Source organism: Pseudomonas sp. 1912-s (assembly GCF_029269205.1).
GTDB lineage: Bacteria > Pseudomonadota > Gammaproteobacteria > Pseudomonadales > Pseudomonadaceae > Aquipseudomonas.
On record NZ_JARIXR010000007.1, the window covers coordinates 100,788 to 124,690 of the forward strand.

At 60.4% G+C, this 23,903-nt stretch carries 29 protein-coding genes; 11 read left to right on the forward strand and 18 right to left on the reverse strand.

Features of this window, described 5'->3' with window-relative positions; translation table 11 throughout:
- Positions 1–134: 134 nt before the first annotated feature.
- The 10 genes from hisC to P3C29_RS11290 all read right to left on the reverse strand — a co-directional run bounded on the left by hisC (position 135) and on the right by P3C29_RS11290 (position 8,206).
- A complete protein-coding gene (hisC, locus tag P3C29_RS11245; protein ID WP_201125359.1) occupies positions 135–1,187 on the reverse strand; it encodes a histidinol-phosphate transaminase in 1,053 nt (350 codons plus the stop codon).
- Between the two features lie 3 nt (positions 1,188–1,190).
- A complete protein-coding gene (gene hisD, locus P3C29_RS11250) occupies positions 1,191–2,519 on the reverse strand; it encodes a histidinol dehydrogenase (protein ID WP_010170565.1) in 1,329 nt (442 codons plus the stop codon).
- 127 nt (positions 2,520–2,646) lie between these two features.
- On the reverse strand, positions 2,647–3,282 hold the full coding sequence (gene hisG, locus P3C29_RS11255; protein WP_003188599.1) for an ATP phosphoribosyltransferase: 636 nt from the start codon (positions 3,280–3,282) through the stop codon (positions 2,647–2,649).
- A gap of 240 nt (positions 3,283–3,522) precedes the next feature.
- On the reverse strand, positions 3,523–4,788 hold the full coding sequence (gene murA, locus P3C29_RS11260) for a UDP-N-acetylglucosamine 1-carboxyvinyltransferase (protein ID WP_177084230.1): 1,266 nt from the start codon (positions 4,786–4,788) through the stop codon (positions 3,523–3,525).
- 23 nt (positions 4,789–4,811) lie between these two features.
- A complete protein-coding gene (locus P3C29_RS11265) occupies positions 4,812–5,051 on the reverse strand; it encodes a BolA family protein (RefSeq protein WP_010170570.1) in 240 nt (79 codons plus the stop codon).
- Between the two features lie 114 nt (positions 5,052–5,165).
- Entirely contained in the window at positions 5,166–5,471 is a 306-nt protein-coding gene (locus tag P3C29_RS11270) for an STAS domain-containing protein (RefSeq protein ID WP_010170571.1), read from the reverse strand.
- Positions 5,468–6,121 carry an ABC transporter substrate-binding protein gene (locus P3C29_RS11275; protein WP_010170573.1) on the reverse strand — a complete coding sequence of 218 codons (654 nt, stop codon included), beginning with the start codon at positions 6,119–6,121 and terminating at the stop codon, positions 5,468–5,470. Before P3C29_RS11275 ends, P3C29_RS11270 begins: the two co-directional genes overlap by 4 nt.
- 11 nt (positions 6,122–6,132) lie before the next feature.
- A complete protein-coding gene (mlaD, locus tag P3C29_RS11280; protein WP_010170575.1) occupies positions 6,133–6,600 on the reverse strand; it encodes an outer membrane lipid asymmetry maintenance protein MlaD in 468 nt (155 codons plus the stop codon).
- Positions 6,600–7,397: a lipid asymmetry maintenance ABC transporter permease subunit MlaE gene (mlaE, locus tag P3C29_RS11285; protein ID WP_003216131.1), complete on the reverse strand. Its 798-nt coding sequence runs from the start codon at positions 7,395–7,397 to the stop codon at positions 6,600–6,602. Before mlaE ends, mlaD begins: the two co-directional genes overlap by 1 nt.
- Positions 7,397–8,206, reverse strand: a complete 810-nt coding sequence (locus tag P3C29_RS11290; protein WP_003216128.1) for an ATP-binding cassette domain-containing protein — start codon at positions 8,204–8,206, stop codon at positions 7,397–7,399. Before P3C29_RS11290 ends, mlaE begins: the two co-directional genes overlap by 1 nt.
- Positions 8,207–8,499: 293 nt before the next feature.
- Between P3C29_RS11290 and P3C29_RS11295 the strand changes: the two genes are divergently transcribed.
- From P3C29_RS11295 to P3C29_RS11340, 10 genes are all read left to right on the forward strand, one after another.
- Complete coding sequence (locus P3C29_RS11295; RefSeq protein WP_010170577.1) at positions 8,500–9,474, forward strand: KpsF/GutQ family sugar-phosphate isomerase; 975 nt, start codon at positions 8,500–8,502, stop codon at positions 9,472–9,474.
- A complete protein-coding gene (locus tag P3C29_RS11300) occupies positions 9,475–9,999 on the forward strand; it encodes an HAD family hydrolase (protein WP_010170579.1) in 525 nt (174 codons plus the stop codon). It begins immediately after the preceding gene.
- Positions 10,000–10,007: 8 nt separating this feature from the next.
- Positions 10,008–10,580, forward strand: coding sequence for an LPS export ABC transporter periplasmic protein LptC (gene lptC / locus P3C29_RS11305; RefSeq protein ID WP_017477727.1), 573 nt, complete (start codon positions 10,008–10,010; stop codon positions 10,578–10,580).
- The gene (lptA, locus tag P3C29_RS11310; RefSeq protein WP_010170582.1) at positions 10,567–11,139 is read left to right on the forward strand and encodes a lipopolysaccharide transport periplasmic protein LptA; all 573 of its coding nucleotides are present in this window, start codon (positions 10,567–10,569) and stop codon (positions 11,137–11,139) included. Before lptC ends, lptA begins: the two co-directional genes overlap by 14 nt.
- Positions 11,139–11,864 (forward strand): LPS export ABC transporter ATP-binding protein, encoded by a 726-nt coding sequence (gene lptB / locus P3C29_RS11315; protein WP_003216119.1) that lies wholly within the window; start codon positions 11,139–11,141, stop codon positions 11,862–11,864. Before lptA ends, lptB begins: the two co-directional genes overlap by 1 nt.
- 184 nt (positions 11,865–12,048) lie before the next feature.
- Positions 12,049–13,542, forward strand: a complete 1,494-nt coding sequence (locus tag P3C29_RS11320; RefSeq protein ID WP_010170584.1) for an RNA polymerase factor sigma-54 — start codon at positions 12,049–12,051, stop codon at positions 13,540–13,542.
- 75 nt (positions 13,543–13,617) lie between these two features.
- A complete protein-coding gene (gene raiA, locus P3C29_RS11325; protein ID WP_010170586.1) occupies positions 13,618–13,923 on the forward strand; it encodes a ribosome-associated translation inhibitor RaiA in 306 nt (101 codons plus the stop codon).
- A 12-nt stretch (positions 13,924–13,935) separates the two neighbouring features.
- On the forward strand, positions 13,936–14,400 hold the full coding sequence (gene ptsN, locus P3C29_RS11330; RefSeq protein WP_010170588.1) for a PTS IIA-like nitrogen regulatory protein PtsN: 465 nt from the start codon (positions 13,936–13,938) through the stop codon (positions 14,398–14,400).
- 2 nt (positions 14,401–14,402) lie between these two features.
- On the forward strand, positions 14,403–15,260 hold the full coding sequence (gene rapZ / locus P3C29_RS11335) for an RNase adapter RapZ (protein WP_201125362.1): 858 nt from the start codon (positions 14,403–14,405) through the stop codon (positions 15,258–15,260).
- Between the two features lie 16 nt (positions 15,261–15,276).
- Complete coding sequence (locus P3C29_RS11340) at positions 15,277–15,549, forward strand: HPr family phosphocarrier protein (protein WP_012722237.1); 273 nt, start codon at positions 15,277–15,279, stop codon at positions 15,547–15,549.
- Between the two features lie 41 nt (positions 15,550–15,590).
- Here the strand turns inward: P3C29_RS11340 and P3C29_RS11345 are convergent, their stop codons facing one another.
- The 6 genes from P3C29_RS11345 to pmbA all read right to left on the reverse strand — a co-directional run bounded on the left by P3C29_RS11345 (position 15,591) and on the right by pmbA (position 20,858).
- A complete protein-coding gene (locus tag P3C29_RS11345; RefSeq protein WP_275964561.1) occupies positions 15,591–16,484 on the reverse strand; it encodes a ZIP family metal transporter in 894 nt (297 codons plus the stop codon).
- A 30-nt stretch (positions 16,485–16,514) separates the two neighbouring features.
- Positions 16,515–17,126, reverse strand: a complete 612-nt coding sequence (locus P3C29_RS11350; RefSeq protein WP_275964562.1) for a superoxide dismutase — start codon at positions 17,124–17,126, stop codon at positions 16,515–16,517.
- A gap of 1 nt (position 17,127) precedes the next feature.
- Positions 17,128–17,571 (reverse strand): hypothetical protein, encoded by a 444-nt coding sequence (locus P3C29_RS11355; RefSeq protein ID WP_010170597.1) that lies wholly within the window; start codon positions 17,569–17,571, stop codon positions 17,128–17,130.
- 27 nt (positions 17,572–17,598) lie between these two features.
- Positions 17,599–18,975, reverse strand: a complete 1,377-nt coding sequence (locus P3C29_RS11360; RefSeq protein WP_201125365.1) for a class II fumarate hydratase — start codon at positions 18,973–18,975, stop codon at positions 17,599–17,601.
- The gene (locus P3C29_RS11365; protein WP_010170602.1) at positions 18,968–19,363 is read right to left on the reverse strand and encodes a hypothetical protein; all 396 of its coding nucleotides are present in this window, start codon (positions 19,361–19,363) and stop codon (positions 18,968–18,970) included. The genes P3C29_RS11360 and P3C29_RS11365 overlap by 8 nt, the downstream gene beginning before the upstream one ends.
- 148 nt (positions 19,364–19,511) lie before the next feature.
- Positions 19,512–20,858, reverse strand: a complete 1,347-nt coding sequence (gene pmbA, locus P3C29_RS11370) for a metalloprotease PmbA (protein ID WP_010170604.1) — start codon at positions 20,856–20,858, stop codon at positions 19,512–19,514.
- A gap of 108 nt (positions 20,859–20,966) precedes the next feature.
- Here pmbA and yjgA point away from each other — a divergent pair, with 108 nt between their 5' ends.
- On the forward strand, positions 20,967–21,488 hold the full coding sequence (gene yjgA, locus P3C29_RS11375) for a ribosome biogenesis factor YjgA (protein ID WP_003216092.1): 522 nt from the start codon (positions 20,967–20,969) through the stop codon (positions 21,486–21,488).
- 45 nt (positions 21,489–21,533) lie between these two features.
- Here the strand turns inward: yjgA and tldD are convergent, their stop codons facing one another.
- A complete protein-coding gene (gene tldD, locus P3C29_RS11380) occupies positions 21,534–22,976 on the reverse strand; it encodes a metalloprotease TldD (protein WP_275964563.1) in 1,443 nt (480 codons plus the stop codon).
- Positions 22,977–22,992: 16 nt separating this feature from the next.
- The gene (locus tag P3C29_RS11385) at positions 22,993–23,841 is read right to left on the reverse strand and encodes a carbon-nitrogen hydrolase family protein (protein WP_275964564.1); all 849 of its coding nucleotides are present in this window, start codon (positions 23,839–23,841) and stop codon (positions 22,993–22,995) included.
- Between the last annotated feature and the right edge of the window lie 62 nt (positions 23,842–23,903).

The window sequence follows — 23,903 nt, forward strand, 5'->3', positions numbered from 1 at the left end:
TTAGCTTTTTGGTGTTGCTGATGGCCTCATCGCGGGCAAGCCCGGCTCCCACAGGGGACTGCATTCTTTCTGACAATGCATTCCAATGTGGGAGCCGGGCTTGCCCGCGATGGCGCCGGTTCAGTCAATAAAGATTACAGCTCACCCAACGCATCAATCAGCGCCTGGTTCTGCTCAGGCGTGCCGATGCTGATCCGCAGGAACTGGGCAATCCGCTCCTGCTTGAAGTGCCGCACAATCACCCCTTGCTCCCGCACCTTGGCTGCCAGCCCGGCGGCGTCGTGCCGTGGGTGACGGGCAAAGATGAAGTTGGCTGCAGACGGCAGCACCTCAAAACCTTTGGCCTGCAACTGCGCCACCAGCTTTTCACGGCTGTCGATCACTAACTGGCAAGTCTTCTGGAAGTGCTCACGGTCTTCAAACGCAGCGGCCGCGCCGACAATCGCCAAACGATCCAGCGGATAGGAGTTGAAGCTGTTCTTGACCCGCTCCAGCGCCTCGATCAGGTCCGGATGGCCCACGGCCAGGCCCACCCGCAAACCGGCCAGGGAGCGCGATTTGGAGAGGGTTTGGGTCACCAGCAGGTTCGGGTAGCGGTCCACCAGGCTGATGGCGGTCTCGCCGCCGAAGTCGATATAGGCTTCATCGACCACCACCACCGAATCCGGGCTGGCCTTGAGGATCTGCTCCACGGCGTCCAGCGCCATCACACAGCCGGTGGGCGCGTTCGGGTTGGGGAAGATGATCCCGCCGTTGGGCCGGGCATAGTCCGACACACGGATCTGGAACTGTTCATCCAGCGGCACCGCGTCGAACGCAATGCGGTACAGGCCGCAGTACACCGGGTAGAAGCTGTAGCTGATGTCCGGGAACAGCAGCGGCAAGTCGTGCTGGAACAAACCGTGGAAGATGTGCGCCAGGACTTCGTCGGAACCGTTGCCGAGGAACACCTTGCCCGCGTCGACCCCGTAATACTTCGCCACTGCCTGCTTGAGCAGGTCGCTGTTGGGGTCCGGGTACAAACGCAGGTTGTCGTTCAGCTCGGCCTGCATGGCGGCCAGCGCCTTCGGCGACGGGCCGTAGGGGTTTTCATTGGTATTCAGCTTGACCAGTTTGGTCAGCTTCGGTTGCTCACCGGGCACGTAAGGAACGAGATCCTTGACGAGCGGGCTCCAGAATTTGCTCATGTGTCAGTTCCCCTGCGGCTTATCGTCAACGATGCGGTATTCGGCACTGCGGGCGTGGGCAGTCAGCGACTCGCCACGGGCCAGCACGGAAGCGGTCTTGCCCAACTCCGACGCGCCCTGGGGCGAGCAGAAGATGATCGACGAACGCTTCTGGAAGTCATACACACCCAGCGGCGAAGAGAATCGCGCGGTGCCCGAGGTCGGCAACACGTGGTTGGGACCGGCGCAGTAGTCGCCCAGGGCTTCGCTGGTGTGGCGGCCCATGAAGATCGCACCGGCGTGACGAATCAGCGGCAGCCAGGCTTGCGGGTCGGCGACGGACAATTCCAGGTGTTCCGGGGCAATGCGGTTGGCCACTTCGATGGCTTGTTCCATGTCGCGGACCTGGATCAGGGCGCCACGGCCATTGATCGACTTCTCGATAATCTCGGCGCGCTCCATGGTCGGCAGCAGTTTGGCGATGCTGGCGGCGACCTTGTCGAGGAATTCGGCGTCCGGGCTGACCAGGATCGCCTGGGCGTCTTCGTCGTGCTCGGCCTGGGAGAACAGGTCCATGGCGATCCAGTCCGGGTCGGTCTGGCCGTCACACACCACGAGGATTTCCGAAGGGCCGGCGATCATGTCGATGCCGACCTGGCCAAACACGTGGCGCTTGGCGGTGGCCACGTAGATGTTGCCAGGGCCCACCACCTTGTCGACCTTCGGCACGCTTTCAGTGCCATAGGCCAGGGCCGCTACCGCTTGGGCGCCGCCGATGGTGAACACGCGATCAACCCCTGCAATGCAGGCGGCGGCCAGCACCAGTTCGTTGATTTCGCCACGCGGGGTCGGCACCACCATGACCACTTCGGTCACGCCGGCCACCTTGGCCGGAATCGCGTTCATCAGTACCGAAGACGGGTACGACGCTTTACCGCCCGGCACGTACAGGCCGGCGCGGTCCAGCGGCGTGACCTTCTGGCCCAGCACGGTGCCGTCGGCCTCGGTGTAGCTCCAGGAGTCCTGTTTCTGTTTTTCGTGGTAGCTGCGCACCCGCGCGGCCGCTACTTCCAGGGCTTCGCGCTGGGGCGCGGTGATGCGGGTCAGGGCCAGTTCCAGGCGTTCGCGAGGCAGGATCAGGTCGGCCATGGAGGCGACGTCCAGGCCATCGAACTGCCGGGTAAAATCCACCAGCGCCGCGTCACCGCGCTCGCGCACGGCCTTGATGATGTCGAGCACCCGCTGGTTGACCGAATCGTCGGACACGCTTTCCCAGCTCAGCAGATGATCCAGATGATGGGCGAAATCCGGGTCGGCAGCGTTGAGTCGGGCAATTGCAGTGGACGTGGTCATAGCGAGGGCCTCAATAGAATTGGCAAAAACTCAGGCGCCCTAAACTAGCAGTCGTTTCCGCTTGGGCACCTGAGAATTCTGGCTATGAGGCGGATAGACGGGCGCGGCTTAGGGCCGCGCGGGTGAGTCAACCGCGGTGTCGAGACTCCACTGCCTTGCGCAGGGTGTCGATCAACGCCTGGATACGGGCGTGCTGCATTTTCATCGAAGCTTTGTTGACGATCAGGCGGGAGCTGATGTCGGCGATAAAGTCCTGGGGCTCCAGGCCGTTGGCGCGCAGGGTGTTGCCGGTGTCGACCACGTCGATGATCTTGTCGGCCAGGCCGATCAACGGCGCCAGCTCCATCGAGCCGTAAAGCTTGATGATGTCGACCTGGCGGCCTTGCTCGGCGTAGTAACGCTTGGCGACGTTGACGAACTTGGTTGCCACCCGCAGGCGGCCCTTAGGCTCGACGTCACCGACACGGCCGGCGGTCATCAGCTTGCACAGGGCAATACGCAGGTCCAGCGGCTCGTACAGGCCCTGGCCGCCGTATTCCATCAACACGTCTTTACCCGCCACGCCCAGGTCGGCCGCGCCATGCTCAACGTAGGTTGGCACGTCGGTGGCCCGCACGATCAACAGACGAACGTCGTCCTGGGTCGTGGGGATGATCAGCTTGCGGCTCTTGTCCGGATTCTCGGTCGGCACGATGCCCGCTTCAGCCAGAAGCGGCAAAGTGTCGTCAAGGATGCGGCCCTTGGACAGTGCGATGGTCAACATGGGAAACGTCAGTCCTTCATCAGGCTATTGCTGTCCGGTCGCAATCGGCGCCAGACACAGATCGAGGCCATTACAGCCTCGATTTGAAACAAACCATTTAACAACAAACACCTTCCTGTGGCGAGGGAGCTTGCTCCCGCTGGACTGCGCAGCAGTCCCGGCCTTAAGGAGCAGGGCCGCTTCGCGCCCCAGCGGGAGCAAGCTCCCTCGCCACAGTGACGGTCTTTGCAGTTACGGGTATTAGCCCGGTACGCGGCGGATTTTCGCGCCGAGCATCTGCAGTTTCTCTTCGATGCACTCGTAGCCACGGTCTATGTGGTAGATGCGGTCGATCAGAGTGTCGCCGTCAGCGCACAGCGCCGAGATCACCAGGCTGGCCGAGGCACGCAGGTCGGTGGCCATCACTGGCGCGCCCTTGAGCTTCTCGATGCCGGTCACGATGGCAGTATTGCCTTCGACCTGGATCTTGGCGCCCATGCGGTGCAGTTCATACACGTGCATGAAGCGGTTTTCGAAGATGGTCTCGATCACGGCACCAGTGCCTTCGGCAATCGCGTTCAGGGAAATGAACTGCGCTTGCATGTCGGTCGGGAACGCCGGGTACGGAGCGGTACGCACGTTGACGGCTTTTGGCCGCTTACCGTGCATGTTCAGCTCGATCCAGTCTTCACCGGTGGTGATTTCAGCGCCGGCTTCCTTGAGTTTTTCCAGGACGGATTCAAGGATGGTCGGATCGGTGTCCTTGACCTTGACGCGGCCACCGGTAACGGCAGCAGCCACCAGGTAGGTACCGGTCTCGATGCGGTCCGGCATCACTTTGTAGGTGGCCGAGTGCAGGCGCTTAACACCTTCAATGGTGATGGTGTCGGTGCCGGCGCCAGTGATGTTGGCACCCATGGCGATCAGGAAGTTCGCCAGGTCGACGACTTCCGGCTCCCGCGCAGCGTTCTGCAGCACGCTGCGGCCGTTGGCCAGGGCAGCAGCCATCATGATGTTCTCGGTACCGGTCACGCTGACGGTATCGAAGAAGAAGTTCGCGCCACGCAGGCCGCCTTCCGGCGCCTTGGCCTTGATGTAGCCGCCTTCGACGTCGATGGTTGCGCCCATGGCTTCAAGGCCACGAATGTGCAGGTCAACCGGACGCGAACCAATGGCGCAACCGCCAGGCAGTGCGACTTCGGCTTCGCCGAAACGGGCAACCATCGGGCCCAGTACCAGGATCGAGGCGCGCATGGTTTTCACCAGTTCGTACGGCGCGATCAGGGTCTTGATGGTACGCGGGTCGATTTCGACGCTGAGTTTCTCGTCGATCACCGGCTCAATGCCCATGCGACCGAACAGTTCGATCATGGTGGTGATGTCGTGCAGGTGCGGCAGGTTGGCCACGGTAACCGGGCCATCGCACAGCAAGGTCGCTGCCAGGATCGGCAGGGCGGAGTTCTTCGCCCCGGAAATGCGGATCTCGCCATCAAGACGAGCACCGCCGGTAATAATCAATTTATCCATAAGAATCTCGACGCCTTGGGGGCTCAGGTGCGCTCGGCCCAGGCCGCGCGGCTGAAAAATTTCATAGTGACCGCATGGATGCTGCCATCGGTGATCCACGGGTTCAAATGGGCATAGATCTGCTGTTGACGCTTGACCGGGCTCAACGCCGCCAGTTCATCGCTAATCACGTTCAGCTGGAAATTGCAGCCTTCGCCCTCAACTTCAACATTAGTTTGGGGCAGCTTTCCTTCAAGGAAGCTTTTAACTTCTAGGGCCTGCATGATCAACCTCTATGGGCGCCCAGTGCGCGCGGGTCGCACATCATACAAAAAAGCCCCGCGCCTGCGAACCCCGCATAGCAGGACTCTGACGGGGGGCTTCTTTAATAATGTGTATTAAGGATGCGCCAACAGCTCGGTCAGACCGGAAACCTCAGCGATTTCACGCATGTCTTCGGGCAATGCACGGATGCTTACCGGCTTTTTGACGGCCTGCGCATCACGCATGAAACACAGCAGCAACGACAAGCCGACGCTGCTGGACTTCACCACCGCCGAGCAATCCAGCACCAGCGCGGACGCCGTACTGGCATTGATCAGCGCTTGCCCCTGCTTGCGCAGGGCTGGCCCGGTGCTGTAATCCAGCACGCCGCTGAGCAGCAGCTCACCGGACTCGCCAAGGCGAATGGCCGACTCGGTCATTGGGCAGGCTTCCCGGCAGCTTTGTCGGTTTCTTCCTTGGCCTTGGCCACTTCACCGGCCCAACCATTGATGGTCTTGTCCAGGTCGTTGCCATTGCGCTGCATTGCATCCGCAAACTGGTCACGGAACAGCTTGCCGATGTTGATGCCGTTGATGATCACGTTACGCAGTTTCCACTCGCCGTTGACCTTCTCCAGCGTGTACTGCACCGGGTACACCGCGCCATTGTTGCCCTTGACGCTCATGTTGACGCTGGTGCGATCACCCGATTCGTCACCGGCCGGAGCGACAGTAATACCCTGGTTGTTGTATTCGAGCAGGGCATTGCCGTAGAACTGGAACAAGCCCTTCTTGAAGTTTTCCTGGAACGTCTGCATCTGCGCAGGGGTCGCCTTGCGCGAGTACTTGACGGTCATGATGCTGCGGGAAATACCTTCAGCATCGACAACAGGGCCCACGATGGTGTTGAGCGCGTTGTAGAACTGACTTGGATCCTGCTTGTACTTTTCCTTGTTGGCCGACAGGTCAGCCAACATCTTGTTGGTAGTGTCCTGCACCAGATCATGTGCGGAACCGCCAGCAGCGGCGTTAGCCATCAACGGCAGTGCCGCGAGCAGTACCAACAGGCCACGTCGCAAAGTAGAGATCATGAACACATTCCTCATTTGGCGTCTTTATTGACGGTATTGAGCAGGAATTTACCGATCAAGTCCTCCAGCACCAACGACGACTGTGTGTCATGAATGGTCGAGCCATCCTTGAGCAGGGCTGTTTCCCCGCCCACGCTGATACCGATGTACTTCTCGCCCAGCAGGCCAGCGGTGAGGATAGACGCAGTGGAGTCAGTCGGCAGGTTATCCACCTTCTTGTCCACCTGCATGGTCACACGGCCGGTGAAGCTGTCGCGGTCCAGATCGATCGCCGTGACCTTGCCGATGGTTACACCGGCCATGGTCACTTTAGCTCTGACAGTCAAACCGGCGATATTGTCGAAGTAGGCGTAAAGTTTATAAGTATCGGCGGTGGGGCTGGCCGATAGGCCGCTGACTCGCAGGGCGAGCAACAGTAAAGCCAGGATGCCAGCCAGCAAGAAAAGGCCGACACCGATTTCCACAGTGCGGTTTTGCATCAGAAATCTCCAAACATCAAGGCGGTCAAAATGAAGTCAAGGCCCAGTACCGCCAGCGAGGCGTACACAACGGTCTTGGTGGTGGCGCGACTGATCCCTTCAGACGTGGGCTCACAGTCATAGCCTTGGAATACGGCGATCCAGGTCACTACAAAGGCGAAAACAATACTTTTAATGATGCCATTGAGCACGTCACCACTGAAGGTCACGCTGTTCTGCATGTTGCCCCAGTAGGAGCCGTCGTAGACCCCCAGCCAGTCTACCGCCACCCACGAACCGCCCCAGATCCCCACCACACTGAACACCATTGCCAGCAGTGGAAGAGAGATGAAGCCAGCCCACAGGCGCGGGGCAACAATGTACTTGAGCGGATCGACACCGATCATTTCCAGGCTGGACAGCTGCTCGGTGGCCTTCATGTTGCCGATTTCGGCTGTCAGCGCAGAACCGGCGCGCCCGGCAAACAGCAACGCAGTCACCACCGGACCCAGTTCACGCAACAGCGTCAAGGCAACCATCTGCCCCACCGCCTGCTCCGAACCGTAGCTGGACAGGATATTGAAGCCCTGCAGCGCCAGCACCATGCCGATGAACACCCCGGAAACCACGATGATCACCAGGGACATCACGCCCACAGAGTGCAGTTGCTTGATCAACAGGCCAAAGCCGCCGCCAATACCGCCGCGGCCGAGCAAGGCATGAAACAGGAAAATCGTCGAACGGCCCAGCACGCCAATGATATCGATGCCGGAGCGGCCGAAAAGGCGAACCTTTTCGAGTAAAGATGTCTTGCGCATCAACGCTTCCCCAGAAGATCTGAGCGGTAGTCCGCTGCCGGAAAGTGAAAAGGCACCGGGCCATCGGGATCGCCGGTCATGAATTGGCGAATGCGCGGGTTATCTGCGTTCATCAGCTCTTCAGGCGTGCCCTGCCCCAGCACCTGGCCATCGCCCACTACATAGAGGTAGTCGGCAATGCTCGCGGTCTCGGCCAGGTCGTGGGAGACCACGATACTGGTGATACCCAGCGCATCATTGAGCAGGCGGATCAGGCGCACCAGGACACCCATGGCAATCGGGTCCTGGCCAACGAACGGTTCGTCGTACATGAGAATCTGCGGGTCGAGGGCGATGGCACGCGCCAGGGCCACGCGACGTTTCATACCACCGGACAGTTCGTCGGGCATGAGGTCGATGGCACCGCGCAGTCCTACGGCCTGCAGTTTCAGTAACACAATGTCACGAATCATTTCATCGGACAGCTGTGTATGCACCCGCAGCGGGAACGCCACGTTTTCGAAAACGTCGAGGTCGGTAAACAGCGCACCGCTCTGGAACAGTACGCCCATATGCTTGCGGGCATCGAACAGGTCGCTGCGCGAAAGGGTCGGCAGGTTCTGGCCATTGACCCAGACTTCACCGGCGGAGGGGCGCAATTGCATGCCCATCAGCCGCAGCAGCGTCGTCTTGCCGCAGCCGGAAGGCCCCATGATGCCCGTGACTTTGCCACGGGGAATGCGAATATCCACATTATTGAAGATGCTGCGCGTACCGCGCTTGAAGGAAAGGCCCTTCAGCTCGACCGCGTAGGCGTTATCGGCACTCATCTAAACTCCTTGGGATGCAGCCTTTCACTCAGACACCTTATTTTCGACAAATGCTTGCGCCGAATAGACATAAAGGCTGTGCGGACCGAACTGGCGGCGAACTATATCACTGCTGGTACAGCGCCCCCAAGGCCGGAACAGAGCTTGTTCAGAAACAGGACAGGTAAAAAATCCTTGCTGAGGATCAATCTCAACCACAGAGGGTAATGAATAAAGCCTGACGAACTTGCGTGAGGGAATTGATCATTACCGCTATAATCGCCGACTTTTCGTCAGGCTATACGATTTCAGACATGAGCCAATCCAGCGACCTTATTCAATCCGCACAACGCACCATCCGCCTCGAGCTTGAAGCCGTAGAAGGTTTACTGGCCCATATCGACGCGGATTTCGTACGCGCATGCGAGATGATTCTGGCCAGCAAGGGCCGCGTAGTCGTGGTCGGCATGGGCAAATCCGGGCATGTCGGCAACAAGATCGCCGCCACCCTGGCAAGCACCGGGACCACCGCGTTCTTCGTGCACCCGGCCGAAGCCAGCCACGGTGACATGGGCATGATCACGCGGGATGACATCATCCTCGCGCTGTCCAACTCCGGCACCACCAACGAAATCGTGACCCTGCTGCCGCTGATCAAGCGCCTGGGCATCCAGCTGATCAGCGTGACCGGCAACCCGGACTCGACGCTGGCCAAAGCAGCCGAAGTGAATTTGAACGTGCACGTTGCCGAAGAGGCCTGCCCACTGAACCTGGCACCCACCTCCTCCACCACTGCCGCCCTGGTCATGGGCGATGCACTGGCCGTGGCATTGCTGGAAGCTCGCGGGTTTACCGCCGAAGACTTCGCGTTCTCCCATCCGGGTGGCGCCCTGGGCCGTCGCCTGCTGCTGAAGGTGGAAAACGTGATGCATGCCGGCGACGAGTTGCCACAAGTGGCGCGCGGCACCTTGCTTAAGGACGCCTTGATGGAAATGACCCTCAAGCGCCTCGGCATGACCGTGATCCTGGAGCCCGACGGGCGCCTGGCCGGGGTTTTCACCGACGGTGACCTGCGCCGCACCCTGGATCGCAACCTCGACATCCAGACCGCAACCATCGACGAAGTCATGACGCCTCACGGCAAGACCGCCCGCCCCGACATGCTCGCAGCCGAAGCGCTGAAGATCATGGAAGACCATAAAATCCTGGCGCTGGTGGTGGTCGACGGCGACGACCGCCCGGTTGGCGCCCTGAACATGCACGACTTGCTGCGTGCAGGAGTGATGTAAATGACCACCGATCTTTTGCAACGGGGCAAGAACATCAAGCTGGCGATTTTCGACGTCGACGGCGTACTGACGGATGGCCGACTGTATTTCCTGGAAGACGGCAGCGAGTTCAAGACGTTCAACACCCTCGATGGCCAGGGCATCAAGATGCTGATGGCTGCGGGCGTGCAAACCGGCATCATCAGCGGTCGCAAGACCCCGGTTGTGGAACGCCGCGCACAAAACCTGGGGATTCCTCACCTGTATCAGGGCCGCGAGGATAAACTGGTGGTTCTGGACGAGCTTCTTGGCCAACTCAACCTAAGCTATGAACAGGTCGCCTACCTCGGTGACGACTTACCCGACCTGCCGGTGATTCGCCGGGTCGGCCTGGGCATGGCCGTGGCCAATGCGGCGGCGTTCGTTCGCGAACACGCCCATGGTGTGACCACCGCCCGCGGCGGCGAAGGCGCCGCCCGCGAGTTCTGCGAATTGATTCTGCGCGCCCAAGGCAGCCTTGAAGCGGCTCACGCCGCCTACCTATAGAGCGTTTTATGCTGAGTAAAAAGATTCGCAATTTTCTGATATTTGCCATCATCGCCGCCGTGTTTCTCGCGGTCGGCTACTGGAATATCAGCCCGGAGCGCTTCCTAGACAAGCCTGTTGCGCAGGTCGACGAGAGCGCTATCGACTATTACGCCATCAACGCCCACAGCATCCAGTACCTGCCCGATGGCAAGGTTCAGTATGAAATGACCTCCGACAAGGTCGAACACTTGAAGGCATCCGAGGTCACTTTGCTGACCAAGCCGGACATGAACCTGTATCGCGGCGCCGAATTCCCGTGGCACGTCACCAGTGAGCGTGGCGAGGTCAACCCGGACGGCACCCAGGTGGAGTTGATTGACTCGGTGCGCGTAGCCCGTACCGACGCCAAGAACCGCGACACCATTATTACCAGCAGTCGCATGACCGTATTCCCACAGAAGCAATATGCGCAGACCGAGCAAGACGTTAGAATCGACGGCGCTGGCGGTGTATCGACTGGCAAGGGAATGAAAGCGTATTTGAAAGAAAGCAGGATACACCTGCTATCGAACGTAAGAGGACAGTATGAGGCTCGTTAAAACCCTCCCTATTTTGCTCGGCCTGGGCGCAGCACTGGGAAGCGTGAGCGCCTGGGCTCTGCCGAACGATAGCCAGCAACCGATCCACATTCAGGCCGATGATGCGCAACTGGATGACAAGAAAGGTATTGCGACCTACACCGGCGACGTCATCATCACTCAAGGCTCGATGAAAGTGACGGGTAATACCGTGACACTGACTCGCACCCCGGCAGGCGATATCGACGTGGTTACTTCGGTCGGCAACCTGGCGTATTTCGAACAACTGCAAAAAGTGGGCGACCCTACACCGGTCAAAGGCTACGGCAAGACGATCCAGTACCACGCGCAGCAAAACCGCATCGTGCTGATCGATCAGGCCAGGGTCATCAATGACGGCAACACCACTGACGGCGAAAAAATCGTCTATGACACGGTGAAGCAGATTGCCCAGGCCGGTCGTGCCACCGGTACGAAGATCGGCACGCCGAAGCCGCGCATCGATATGGTTATCCAGCCGAAGCAGAAAGCCGACGCCGCCCAGCCGACGCCGAAAACCGACGCGAAGAAGGCGAATTAATGGCAACCCTGAAAGCCCAGCATCTGGCCAAGGCCTATAAAAGCCGTCAGGTCGTGCGCGACGTCAGCCTGTCGATCGACAGCGGCCAGATCGTCGGCTTGCTCGGCCCCAACGGTGCCGGCAAGACCACCTGTTTCTACATGATTGTCGGCCTGGTTCAGGCCGATCAAGGCCGCGTGCTGATCGACGACCTGGACGTCAGCCACCAGCCGATGCACGGTCGTGCACAGGCGGGTATCGGCTATCTTCCCCAGGAAGCGTCGATCTTCCGCAAACTGTCGGTTTCCGACAACATCATGGCGATCCTCGAGACCCGCAAGGAACTCGACCGCGCCGGGCGCAAGAAAGAGCTGGAAAGCCTGTTGCAGGAATTCCACATCAACCACATTCGCGACAACCTCGGCATGAGCCTTTCCGGCGGCGAGCGTCGTCGTGTGGAAATCGCCCGCGCCCTGGCCACTGCGCCAAAGTTCATCCTGCTGGACGAACCTTTCGCCGGTGTCGACCCGATTTCCGTCGGCGACATCAAGCAGATCATCCATCATCTCAAGGCCAAGGGCATCGGTGTGTTGATCACCGACCACAACGTCCGTGAGACCCTCGATATCTGCGAAACCGCCTACATCGTCAACGATGGACAGCTGATTGCCGAAGGTGACTCTGCCACTATCCTGGCCAACGAACTGGTCAAGGAAGTGTATCTGGGTCACGAGTTCCGCCTGTAAACACGGTGGTATCAGGCCATTCGCCATGGAGCGCGGGAGTCAATAAAAACCTCAGTATTTTTATTGTTACCGCGCTCTAGGCAAAGCCCCCGATATCAGGCATATAATTTGCTTATGTTTGGCGCTCACGCGCCCTGTCGTGGATGGCGCATTGCGCCGGCGAATAAGGTGTTAAGCCCCTGCCATGAAACCATCGCTAGTCCTGAGAATGGGCCAGCAGCTGACGATGACACCGCAGCTGCAACAGGCCATCCGCCTGCTCCAATTGTCGACCCTGGACCTGCAACAGGAAATCCAGGAGGCCCTGGAGTCCAATCCGATGCTCGAACGCCAGGAAGAAGGCGACGACTTCGATAATGCAGACCCGCTGGCCGACAACATCGAGCAAAAACCCAACCCCGACGTACAGGAACCCTCCTACCAGGAAACCGCCCCCACGGTGGACAACCTCGAGGACGGTGAATGGAACGAACGCATTCCCAACGAGCTTCCCGTCGACACCGCGTGGGAAGACGTCTACCAGACCAGCGCCAGCAGCCTGCCCAGCAATGACGATGACGAGTGGGACTTCACCACCCGCACCTCCGCCGGCGAGAGCCTGCAGAGCCATTTGCTCTGGCAACTGAACCTGGCACCGATGTCCGACACCGATCGCCTGATCGCCGTCACCCTGATCGACTGCATCAACAATCAGGGCTACCTGGACGAGACCCTTGAGGAGATCCTCGAGGCCTTCGACCCGGAACTGGACATCGAACTGGACGAAATCGAAGCCGTCCTGCACCGCATCCAGCAATTCGAGCCAGCCGGTATCGGCGCCCGCAGCCTCAGCGAGTGCCTGCTGTTGCAACTGCGCCAACTGCCGGCCAAGACGCCTTGGCTGGCCGAAGCGCAGCGCCTGGTCACCGACTACATCGACTTGCTCGGCAGCCGCGACTACAGCCAGCTGATGCGCCGCATGAAGCTCAAGGAAGATGACCTGCGCCAGATCATCGAGCTGGTGCAGAGCCTCAACCCGCGCCCCGGCTCGCAGATCGAGTCCAGCGAAGCCGAATACGTCGTCCCCGATGTGATCGTGCGCAAGGACAACGAGCGCTGGCTGGTGGAGCTGAACCAGGAATCGGTGCCGCGCCTGCGGGTCAACCCGCAATATGCAGGGTTTGTACGCCGCGCCGACACCAGCGCCGACAACACCTTCATGCGCAACCAGTTGCAGGAAGCCCGCTGGTTCATCAAGAGCCTGCAAAGCCGCAACGAAACCCTGATGAAAGTCGCCACCCAGATCGTCGAGCACCAGCGCGGCTTCCTGGAATACGGCGATGAGGCGATGAAGCCGCTGGTACTGCACGACATCGCCGAGGCGGTGGGCATGCACGAATCAACGATTTCCCGGGTGACCACGCAAAAATTCATGCATACCCCACGGGGTATTTATGAGCTGAAATACTTTTTCTCCAGCCATGTCAGCACCTCCGAAGGCGGCGAATGCTCGTCCACGGCGATCCGCGCGATCATCAAAAAACTGGTTGCCGCGGAAAATCAGAAAAAGCCGTTGAGTGACAGCAAGATCGCTGGTTTACTGGAGGCACAAGGCATTCAGGTCGCCCGTCGAACCGTCGCCAAGTACCGCGAGTCCCTGGGGATCGCGCCTTCCAGCGAGCGTAAACGTTTGATGTGACGGGCGGGCCATAGCGTTCCAGTGGCAGGCACCCCGGCCTGCCGCTTTATGCACTGGCAACGAAGGAGAAGCTGTATGCAAGTCAACATCAGTGGACACCAACTGGAAGTGACCGAACCGCTGCGCGCCTATATCGGCGAAAAACTCAAACGAATTGAGGGGCATTTCGACAAGATCACCAACGTGCAAGTCATCATGACTGTCGAGAAGCTCAAGCAGAAAATCGAAGCCACCTTGCGTATACCCGGCGGGGAAGTAGTCGCCAATGCCGAGCATTCAGATATGTATGCTGCCATTGACGACCTGACCGACAAGCTGGATCGCCAAATCAAAAAGCATAAGGAAAAGCAGCAGAGTCTTCTTCAAGGCACTGGCCGCTAACACTCCCCACCCATGATTCGACTTGAAACCATCCTGACCCCCGGCCGTTCCCTCGTGAACGTGCCGGGCGGCAGTAAAAAACGTGCCCTCGAACAAATTGCCAACCTGATCGGCCGCGAAGTGCCCGAGCTGGATACGCAAGCTGTGTATGAGGCACTGATCGCCCGTGAAAAGCTCGGTTCGACCGGCTTTGGCAACGGCATCGCCATTCCTCACTGCCGCCTGCAAGGCTGTGAGTCACCAGTCAGCGCCCTGCTGCACCTGGACGCCCCCATCGATTTCGACGCCATCGACGGCGCGCCGGTCGACCTGCTGTTTGTTCTGCTGGTCCCGCAAGCTGCCACCGATGCGCACCTGGAACTGCTTCGGCAGATCGCCAGCATGCTCGACCGCAAGGAAGTACGCGACAAACTGCGCAGCGCTCCCAGCAATGAGGCGCTTTATCAGGTTGTACTGGATGAACAAAACGGGCAGTAATCATGCGTTTGATCATCGTCAGCGGCCGCTCCGGCTCAGGTAAAAGCACGGCTCTCAATGTTCTCGAGGACAACGGCTTCTATTGCATCGACAACCTGCCCGCCGGCCTGCTGCCGGAACTGGCGGAACGTGCACTGATCCATACCGAGTTGGCGCAACCGCTGGTCGCTGTCTCGATCGACGCCCGCAACCTGCCCAGCCACCTCACCCGCTTCCCTGAACTGCTCGAAGAAGTGCGGGCCAAGCACATCCACTGCGATGTGCTGTACCTGGACGCCGACGAAGAAACCCTGCTCAAGCGTTTCTCCGAGACCCGTCGCCGCCACCCACTGAGCAGCCCGCATCGCTCGCTGGCAGAAGCCATCGAGGACGAGACCAAACTGCTGGGGCCGATCATTGACCTGGCCGACCTCAAGATCAACACCACCAGCCTGAACCTGTATCAACTGCGCGATGCGATAAAGCTGCGCCTGCTGAATCAGCCGGAGCCGGGCACCGCGTTTCTGGTGGAGTCGTTTGGCTTCAAGCGCGGCATGCCGGTGGATGCCGACCTGGTGTTTGATGTGCGCTGCCTGCCCAACCCGTACTGGAAGCCGGAACTGCGCGATCAGTCCGGGCTGGACGAACCTGTGGCGGAATATTTGGCGGCGCAACCGGATGTAGAGGAGATGTTCCAGGATATCTCCAGCTACCTGCTCAAATGGCTGCCGCGCTTTGCGGCCAGCAACCGGGCTTATGTCACCATCGCCATTGGCTGCACCGGCGGCCATCACCGTTCCGTCTACCTGACCGAACGCCTGGGCAAGGTGCTGCAACAAACCCTCAAGAACGTCCAGGTTCGCCACCGCGACCTTAGCTGAAAGGAACACCCCCGCGATGCCCGCTCTGGAAATTGAAATCATCAACAAGCTGGGCCTGCACGCCCGGGCTTCGGCCAAGTTCGTCGGCGTCGCCGGCCAATTCCCTTGCCAGATTCGCGCCGGGCGCACCCCGGAATCCATGGTCGACGGCAAAAGCATCATGGCCATGATGATGCTGGCGGCGGGCAAGGGCACGAAGATTCACTTGAAGACGGAAGGCGAGCAAGAGCAGGAAGCGATGGATGCGCTGGTGGCGTTGATCAACAACTATTTTGACGAAGGCGAGTAAAACCCGCCTCCCCTGTGACAGGGTGAAGCCCGCAAGCGGCTTCACCCCAACGCTGTATCCATCACCATCATCAAACAAAACCCGATACACAGCCCCAGGCTGGCGAGCTTGTCATGGCCATTGCGCCGCGATTCGGGAATCACTTCGTGGGTCACCACCAACAGCATCGCCCCGGCCGCCAGCGCCAACCCCAACGGCAACAGTACCTCCGCCAGGCTTACCAGCCAGGCACACAGCACCGCAAACACCGGCTCCACCAACCCGGACGCCGCGCCAATCAGGAACGCCTTGACCCGCGACATCCCTGCCCCGGCCAGCACCAAGGCAATCACCAAGCCCTCCGGCACATCCTGCAAGGCAATGCCCATGGCCAGGCTGTCGGCATCGGGCATGCCGCCGCCCGCCGAGACACCCACTGCCATGCCTTCGGGAATATTGTGGGCAATGATGGCGAACACAAACAGCCAGATGCGCGGCAGAATCACCGGATGTTCCGGACTGCCCACCAGCATTTCCGGGCTGGCGCCGGAGACCTTGCGATCTACCAGATACAGCCCGAATGCGCCCAGCATGATGCCAAAACTGATCAAGCCGCTGGCGGCCCAAGGCGTCAGCCCGAGGTTTTCAGCAGCAGCAATACCCGGCACGATCAGCGAAAACGCGGTGGCCGCCAGCATCACCCCCGCACCGAAGCCCAGCAGCGTGTCACTCACCGCCAATGGCATCCGGCGAATCACCAGTACCGGCACGGCGCCCAAGGCGGTGCCAAGGGCGCAAATGGCCCCCCCCTGCAACGCGCGCAGGATGCGGGGCTCCAGGTCAAGCCAGGCCAACCCTTGGGCCACCAGCAATGCAGTTCCTGCCAATAGCAGCAGCGAGCCAAACGCATAACGAAACATTCGCACGCTGCTGATCGCCAGTGTTTCAGTGCCCATAGTCGGCCTTAGATCTTGTTATAGAGGATTTCAGCCCAGCGCAGCCTGGTACCGTTCGGCAACTTCCGGCCAATTGATGACGCTGTAGAACGCGTTGATGTATTCCGGGCGACGGTTCTGGTACAGCAGGTAGTAAGCGTGCTCCCAGACGTCCAGGCCGAGGATCGGCGTATTGCCGTTCATCAGCGGGCTGTCCTGGTTGCCGCTGCTTTCCACCACCAGGGTCTTTTGCGGGGTAACGCTCAACCACGCCCAGCCACTGCCGAAGCGGGTCAAGGCAGCCTTGGTGAAGGCCTCTTTAAAGGCGTCGAAACCACCCAACTGCTCGTCAATGGCTTTGCCCAGCGCGCCGTCTGGCTTGCCGCCGCCCTTGGGCGACATGACGGCCCAGAACAACGAGTGGTTGGCGTGACCGCCGCCCTGGTTGATCACCGCCGCCCGGAGTTTTTCCGGCAGTTGCTGCACGCTGGACACCAGTTTCTCCACCGGCCAACCGGCAAACTCGGTGCCTTCGACAGCCGCGTTGAGGTTATTGATGTAGGTCTGGTGGTGCTTGGTGTAGTGGATCTCCATGGTTTGCGCGTCGATATGCGGTTCAAGGGCATCGTAGGCGTAAGGCAACGCCGGCAAGGTGTAGGACATATCAATGAGCTCCATAAAAAGGGCTGTTGCGGGTCGACGCATCCGAGGGCGCCACGTTGCTGCCCAGCAAGCGATGAGTACGCGGGTACTCACCGTGATCGCTGATGAAATTCAGCAGCTCGACGTAGGTCTTGCTGCTCTGGCGCAGGGCCGCTTCCCGCAGTAGCGGGTTAAGACGGGTGTCCTGAATGGTCTGCAACAGGCGCTGGTGAATGGCGCAGAGGTATTCCGCGCTTTCTTCCGGCTGGTTCAGGCGCAGATGCAGGTCCGCCAGGTTGTGATGGGAAATGACGCAAGCCGCCACTGCTTCGTCGGCATCCGCCCAGCGCTCAAACAACACTTGAGCCAGGGCCAGGGCTTGCAGGTAGGCTTCGCGGGCATCTACCAGCTCGCCCGCCATAAAGCAGCGATTGGCCCGTTCGATCGTGCGTTTCCAGTGCTCCATGGTGAGCCTCCAAAGCAGGGTCGGTGATTACACGCCGCCGGCCGTGAGCTTTTCCGGATCCAGCAGGATTTCCAGTTGGCTGCGGGGCAAGTCGGTGTGTTCGAGCGCCACATCAATCACCGGACGGCCTTGTTGATAGGCCTTCTTGGCGATTTCGGCGGCCTTTTGGTAACCGATGATCGGGTTGAGTGCGGTCACCAGGATCGGGTTGCGCGACAGCGCCTCCTTGAGCTTGGCTTCGTTGACCTTGAAGCTGGCAATGGCCTTGTCCGCCAGCAAACGGCTTGAGTTGGCCAGCAATTCCAGGCTGCCGAGCAGATTCTGGGCAATGATCGGCAGCATCACATTGAGTTCGAAGTTGCCGGACTGACCGGCGATGGTGATCACCGTGTCATTGCCGATGACTTGCGCGGCAACCATCGCAGTGGCTTCCGGGATCACCGGGTTGACCTTGCCCGGCATGATCGAGGAGCCCGGCTGCAGGCCCTCCAGTTCGATTTCACCGAGGCCGGCCAACGGGCCGGAGTTCATCCAGCGCAAGTCGTTGGCAATTTTCATCAAGGACACCGCAGTGGTCTTGAGTTGCCCGGAGACCGCGACGGCAGTGTCCTGGGAGCCAATCAGTGCAAACAGGTTCTTGCCGGGTGTGAATTGAACCTGAGTCAGGCCGCTCAGTTGCTGGCTGAAACGCGCCGCAAATTCCGGATGGGCATTGATCCCGGTACCGACGGCGGTACCGCCCTGGGCCAGCGCCTGCAGACTCGGCAGCAGGTCTTGCAGATGGCCGATATTCGCCTTGAGTTGCTGGGCCCAGCCATTGAGCACCTGGCTCATGCGCACTGGCATGGCGTCCATCAGGTGCGTCCGGCCGGTCTTGACGAAGCGATGCACCTCTTCGGCCTTGTGTTCGATCACCTGCACCAGGTGCAGCAGTGCCGGCAGCGTTTGTTCGTGCAGCACCAGCGCCGCGCTGACATGGATGGTGGTGGGGATGATGTCGTTGCTGCTCTGGCCGCAGTTGACGTGATCGTTAGGGTTGACCGGCTCGCCCAGCAAGCGACTGGCGAGGGTCGCAATCACTTCGTTGGCGTTCATGTTGGAGCTGGTGCCAGAACCGGTCTGGAAGATATCCACCGGGAAATGCTGCATGAAGTCGCCTTCCAGCAAACCCTGGGCAGCATCAACGATGGCCTTGCCCTGGGCTTCGCTCAGTTGTTTCAGCTCCACGTTGGCCTTGGCGGCGGCGGCCTTGGCCAGGATCAGCGCACGGATGAATTGCGCCGGCATACGTTGATGGCTGATGGGAAAGTTGTTCACCGCTCGCTGGGTTTGCGCACCATACAAGGCCTCGGCAGGTACTTGCAGTTCGCCCATGCTGTCGCGTTCGATACGGGTGTTACTCATCGGAAGATCCTTGCACCAGGTCAGAGTGAGAAATCGATGGCAGCAATTCGCAGGTCGCCAATTGCCAGGCAAAGGTCTGCCAGCGCTTGAGGCGGCAGGCACAGTGGGACAGTTTTTCCAGGTCGCGCAACGGGCGCCAGGCCTGGTCCAGGCACATGGACCGCCAGTGCCAGGGCAAGGCGATGTCGGAGGCGGTGTCGAGCAGCAGGCGGAATGAGGTTTCGCCGATGGTCCACGGATGGGTCGCCGTGCAACAGGCGAGGTACCGGCCTTCGGCCAGGTAATGTTCGATCAGGCGGGGCTCGTCGGGATCAAGGCCGCAGCGAATCTGACGGCTCATCCAACGCCAGCTTTCCAGGTAGGGATCCTCATGCAGGACAGAACTCATGATCCACGCTCATTCGGTAATGATATTTATTATTAAATGATATTGAGAATCAAAACAAGAGCCTGAGGAAATCACTCGGAATTCCAGGCACAAAAAAAGCGCGCTACCCAATGGGTGGCGCGCCTTGTTTACAGCGTCTTTCGGCGGGTCAGCTACCGGCGACGGTCATCTTCTCGATCAACACCGAACCGGTGCGGATGTTGCTGCGCAGTTCCAGGTCATTACCCACCGCGACAATCTGCTTGAACATGTCGCGCATGTTGCCGGCGATGGTCACTTCCTGCACGGCGAACTGAATTTCGCCGTTTTCAACCCAGAAACCCGCCGCGCCACGGGAGTAGTCGCCCGTGACCATGTTCAGGCCATGCCCCATCAACTCGGTGACCAGCAAGCCGCGCCCCATACGGCGCAACAGCGCCGCCTGGTCTTCATCGCCATGGGTGATGAACAGGTTGTGCACGCCGCCGGCGTTGGCGGTGCTGGGCAGGCCGAGCTTGCGACCGGCATAGGTGCCCAGCACATAGGACACCAACTCACCGTTCTCGACGAACGGCTTGGCATAGGTGGCCAGGCCATCACCGTCAAACGACGAACTGCCCATGGCGCGCATCAGGTGCGGACGCTCATCGATGGTCAGCCACTCCGGGAACAGCTTCTGGCCGATCGCCCCTTCCAGGAACGACGACTTGCGATACAGGTTGCCGCCGGAAATCGCCCCAAGGAAACTGCCGAACAAACCACCGGCCAGTTCCGCCGAGAACAGCACCGGTACTTCGCACGTCGGCACCGGACGCGCGCCCAGGCGGCTGGCGGCCCGTTGCGCGGCACGCTGGCCAATGCTCACCGGGTCCGCCAGCAAATCGCCCTGGCGGTTCACGTCGTACCAGTAATCACGCTGCATCTGGCCGTTGGCTTCGGCAATCATCACGCAGCTCAGGCTGTGACGCGTCGAGGCATAACCGCCGATAAAACCGTGGCTGTTGCCATACACACGGCAGCCCTGGTGGGTGCTCAAGGTGGTGCCATCGGCGTTCTTGATCCGGCTGTCGGCATCAAAGGCCGCCGCCTCACAGGTCAGCGCTTGTTCAATGGCCTGCTCCGGGGTGATATCCCAGGCGTGAAACAGGTCAAAATCCTTCAGGTCACGCGCCATCAAGGCCGCATCGGCCAGGCCCGAGCTTTCGTCTTCGGAAGTGTGCTTGGCAATCGCCAGTGCGGCGGCGACGGTTTCGCGAATCGCTTCCGGGCCACTGGCGGAGGTGCTGGCCGAGCCTTTGCGCTGGCCCACGTACAAGGTGATGCCAAACCCCTGGTCGCGGTTGAATTCGACGGTTTCCACTTCACGCTGGCGCACCGAAGTCGACAACCCCTGCTCCAGGGACACCGCCACTTCACAGGCACTGGCCCCCTGGCGCTTGGCCTCGGCAATGATCTGCTCGACTTGTTCCTGCAGTGCCGGTAACGCTTGCGGACCGACGCTTTGGGCTGCACTCATGGTTTTCTCCACTCAAATTCTGCTTTCGGTTAAGGCCTTCTAGCGACCGGGCCGGACAAGCGGCCCCCGACTGGTTATCATGGCGGCGTTTCTTTGCGGACTGCCACCATGGTTGATTCTTACGACGACTCCCTCGATGGGGAGAAAAGCAAATCTCAGGTCAAACGTGAGCTACATGCTCTGGTTGACCTCGGCGAGCGCCTTACAACACTCAAGCCTGACTTGTGTGCAAAACTGCCATTGACCGACGCCCTGCGCCGGGCTCTGAACGATGCGCCCAAGCACACCGCGAATATCGCGCGTAAACGGCACCTTATGTTTATCGGCAAACTGATGCGCGACCAGGACACTGACGCGATTCTGACGTTGCTCGATCAACTCGACGCCTCCACTCGCCAGTACAACGAGCGCTTCCATAACCTGGAACGCTGGCGTGATCGCCTGATCGCCGGCGACGACGCGGTGCTGGAGAAGTTCGTCATCGAATACCCGGATGCCGATCGCCAACAATTGCGCTCCCTGATCCGTCAGGCCCAGCACGAACTGGCGCAAAGCAAGCCACCGGCTTCCAGCCGAAAAATCTTCAAATACATCCGTGAGCTGGACGATAGTCAACGCGGCCTGCGCTGACCCTCTTCCCCGGGTGGCGGCCTTCGCCACCCGAAGCTCCCGTTCTTACGACCCCGTGCCACCCACGGTGATCGCATCAATTTTCAGGGTTGGCTGGCCGACACCCACCGGCACCGACTGCCCATCTTTCCCGCACGTCCCCACACCGCTGTCCAGCGACAGGTCGTTACCGACCATCGACACCTTGCTCATGGCTTCCGGGCCATTGCCAATCAACGTTGCACCCTTGACCGGCGCGGTGATCTTGCCGTCTTCGATCAAGTACGCCTCGCTGGTGGAGAACACAAACTTGCCGCTGGTGATGTCCACCTGCCCGCCACCGAGGTTGGCGCAGTAGATGCCGCGCTTCACCGAGGCGATGATTTCAGCCGGGTCGCTTTCGCCACCGAGCATGTAGGTGTTGGTCATGCGCGGCATCGGCAGGTGCGCGTAGGACTCGCGACGACCGTTACCCGTGCGGGCCACGCCCATCAGGCGAGCGTTGAGCTTGTCTTGCATGTAGCCCTTGAGCACGCCGTTTTCGATCAGGGTGGTGCACTCCGTCGGCGTGCCTTCATCATCGACGCTCAACGAACCACGACGCCCGGCCAGGGTGCCGTCATCGACGATGGTGCAGAGCTTGGACGCAACCATCTCGCCCATGCGGCCGCTGTAGGCCGAACTGCCCTTGCGGTTGAAGTCACCTTCCAGGCCGTGGCCCACCGCTTCATGCAACAGCACGCCGGACCAGCCGGAACCCAGCACCACCGGCAACGTACCGGCCGGCGCCGGAATCGCTTCCAGATTGACCAGGGCCTGGCGCAGCGCTTCACGGGCATACCCCATGGCGCGGTCTTCGGTGAGGAAGTAACGGTAGTCGGTACGCCCGCCGCCGCCATGACCACCGCGCTCGCGGCGGCCGTTCTTCTCGACGATCACACTGACATTGAAACGCACCAGTGGCCGCACATCCGCCGCCAGGCCGCCATCGGTGGAGGCCACGAGGATGCGCTCCCACACGCCGGCCATGCTCACGGTGACTTGTTGGATGCGCGGGTCCAGGGCGCGGGTCGCGGCGTCCACACGCTTGAGCAGCTCGACCTTTTCGGCGCGGCTGATCACTTCCAGCGGGTTATCCGGCGCATACAACTGGGCCACGTCCTGGGTGCTGAACGCCTGCACCGTGCCGTTCTGGCCGGCACGGGAGATCGAACGGGCAGCGCGAGCCGCCAGGCCCAGGGCTTCAAGGGTGATGGCATTGCTGTAGGCAAAACCGGTTTTTTCACCGGACTGGGCACGCACGCCCACGCCTTGGTCGAGGTTGAAGCTGCCTTCCTTGACGATCCCGTCTTCCAGGGCCCAGGACTCGGAAATCTGCCCCTGGAAATACAGGTCGGCAGCATCGATGCCCGGCCCGGCCAGATCGCCGAGGACCGTTTGCAAGCTTTCGATGGTCACGCCACCGGGCGCCAGGAGGTGTTCACTGACTGAGGACAACAACTCGCTCATAGGTTTGGCCTTAAATTCATCGTTCTGAAGCAGGTCGCTGCGCGCCCTGCGAGAAAAAGCGCCGGTGGCCTGCCACCGGCATGCGCGTCCGTATCGACGCCTGTTCACTGCTATCGCGTTCGGCCAGCAACACCGCCTCGCCTTGATCCTGTTGTGCCAGCACTCGGCCCCATGGGTCGATAATTGCTGCATGCCCGAAGGTCTCCCGAGGTCCCGGGTGCACGCCGCCCTGGGCAGCCGCCAGCAGGTAACACTGGGTTTCGATAGCCCGCGCGCGAATCAGCACATCCCAGTGCGCAGCGCCCGTCACCGCCGTAAAGGCGGAAGGCGCAGTGATCAACTCGGCACCCGCAGCGCGCAACTCGCTGTACAGCTCCGGGAAGCGCAAGTCGTAGCACACCGTCAGCCCCAGGCGGCCGACCGGCGTATCCGCCACCACCACCTGGCTACCATGAGCATAGTCATCGGATTCGCGATAACGGCCCCGGGCATCGGCTACGTCGACATCGAACAGGTGCAGCTTGTCGTAGCGGGCGACGATTTCGCCCTGATCATCGATCAGCAACGAGCAGGCATTGGACTTGGCGTTCGGTTGATCCTTTGGAGGCAACGGCAAAGTGCCGGCCACTATCCATAAGGTGAGGTCGCGAGCGGCCTGTTTCAACCATGGCAGGATGGGACCTTCGCCCAAGGCCTCGGCGCGACCGATATCGGCCACATCACGACGGCCCATGGCGGCGAAGTTTTCCGGGAGTACGGCGAGCCTGGCACCGCCCGCCGCCGCTTGTTCCAGCAGGCGCCGGGCCTGGGCCAGGTTGGCCAGCACATCGCTTTGGCTGACCATTTGAATTACCGCAAAGGACATGGGCCCACACTCCAGAAAAGGCATGCACCAAAAAGGGATAGTGCCATGCTACTCCGCAGGCA

Coding starts and splice junctions, on each gene's coding strand:
- pmbA (WP_010170604.1), bottom strand. CDS start 20,858: ATGAGTGCAGCCCAAAGCGTCGGTCCGCAAGCGTTACCGGCACTGCAG.
- P3C29_RS11295 (WP_010170577.1), top strand. CDS start 8,500: ATGAGCCAATCCAGCGACCTTATTCAATCCGCACAACGCACCATCCGC.
- P3C29_RS11360 (WP_201125365.1), bottom strand. CDS start 18,975: ATGAGTAACACCCGTATCGAACGCGACAGCATGGGCGAACTGCAAGTA.
- murA (WP_177084230.1), bottom strand. CDS start 4,788: ATGGATAAATTGATTATTACCGGCGGTGCTCGTCTTGATGGCGAGATC.
- hisD (WP_010170565.1), bottom strand. CDS start 2,519: ATGACCACGTCCACTGCAATTGCCCGACTCAACGCTGCCGACCCGGAT.
- yjgA (WP_003216092.1), top strand. CDS start 20,967: ATGGTTGATTCTTACGACGACTCCCTCGATGGGGAGAAAAGCAAATCT.
- tldD (WP_275964563.1), bottom strand. CDS start 22,976: ATGAGCGAGTTGTTGTCCTCAGTCAGTGAACACCTCCTGGCGCCCGGT.
- lptB (WP_003216119.1), top strand. CDS start 11,139: ATGGCAACCCTGAAAGCCCAGCATCTGGCCAAGGCCTATAAAAGCCGT.
- P3C29_RS11290 (WP_003216128.1), bottom strand. CDS start 8,206: ATGAGTGCCGATAACGCCTACGCGGTCGAGCTGAAGGGCCTTTCCTTC.
- P3C29_RS11350 (WP_275964562.1), bottom strand. CDS start 17,126: ATGTCCTACACCTTGCCGGCGTTGCCTTACGCCTACGATGCCCTTGAA.
- ptsN (WP_010170588.1), top strand. CDS start 13,936: ATGATTCGACTTGAAACCATCCTGACCCCCGGCCGTTCCCTCGTGAAC.
- raiA (WP_010170586.1), top strand. CDS start 13,618: ATGCAAGTCAACATCAGTGGACACCAACTGGAAGTGACCGAACCGCTG.
- P3C29_RS11345 (WP_275964561.1), bottom strand. CDS start 16,484: ATGGGCACTGAAACACTGGCGATCAGCAGCGTGCGAATGTTTCGTTAT.
- hisC (WP_201125359.1), bottom strand. CDS start 1,187: ATGAGCAAATTCTGGAGCCCGCTCGTCAAGGATCTCGTTCCTTACGTG.
- P3C29_RS11275 (WP_010170573.1), bottom strand. CDS start 6,121: ATGATCTCTACTTTGCGACGTGGCCTGTTGGTACTGCTCGCGGCACTG.
- hisG (WP_003188599.1), bottom strand. CDS start 3,282: ATGTTGACCATCGCACTGTCCAAGGGCCGCATCCTTGACGACACTTTG.
- P3C29_RS11300 (WP_010170579.1), top strand. CDS start 9,475: ATGACCACCGATCTTTTGCAACGGGGCAAGAACATCAAGCTGGCGATT.
- P3C29_RS11385 (WP_275964564.1), bottom strand. CDS start 23,841: ATGTCCTTTGCGGTAATTCAAATGGTCAGCCAAAGCGATGTGCTGGCC.
- P3C29_RS11340 (WP_012722237.1), top strand. CDS start 15,277: ATGCCCGCTCTGGAAATTGAAATCATCAACAAGCTGGGCCTGCACGCC.
- P3C29_RS11320 (WP_010170584.1), top strand. CDS start 12,049: ATGAAACCATCGCTAGTCCTGAGAATGGGCCAGCAGCTGACGATGACA.
- rapZ (WP_201125362.1), top strand. CDS start 14,403: ATGCGTTTGATCATCGTCAGCGGCCGCTCCGGCTCAGGTAAAAGCACG.
- mlaE (WP_003216131.1), bottom strand. CDS start 7,397: ATGCGCAAGACATCTTTACTCGAAAAGGTTCGCCTTTTCGGCCGCTCC.
- P3C29_RS11270 (WP_010170571.1), bottom strand. CDS start 5,471: ATGACCGAGTCGGCCATTCGCCTTGGCGAGTCCGGTGAGCTGCTGCTC.
- P3C29_RS11355 (WP_010170597.1), bottom strand. CDS start 17,571: ATGGAGCACTGGAAACGCACGATCGAACGGGCCAATCGCTGCTTTATG.
- mlaD (WP_010170575.1), bottom strand. CDS start 6,600: ATGCAAAACCGCACTGTGGAAATCGGTGTCGGCCTTTTCTTGCTGGCT.
- P3C29_RS11265 (WP_010170570.1), bottom strand. CDS start 5,051: ATGCAGGCCCTAGAAGTTAAAAGCTTCCTTGAAGGAAAGCTGCCCCAA.
- lptA (WP_010170582.1), top strand. CDS start 10,567: ATGAGGCTCGTTAAAACCCTCCCTATTTTGCTCGGCCTGGGCGCAGCA.
- P3C29_RS11365 (WP_010170602.1), bottom strand. CDS start 19,363: ATGAGTTCTGTCCTGCATGAGGATCCCTACCTGGAAAGCTGGCGTTGG.
- lptC (WP_017477727.1), top strand. CDS start 10,008: ATGCTGAGTAAAAAGATTCGCAATTTTCTGATATTTGCCATCATCGCC.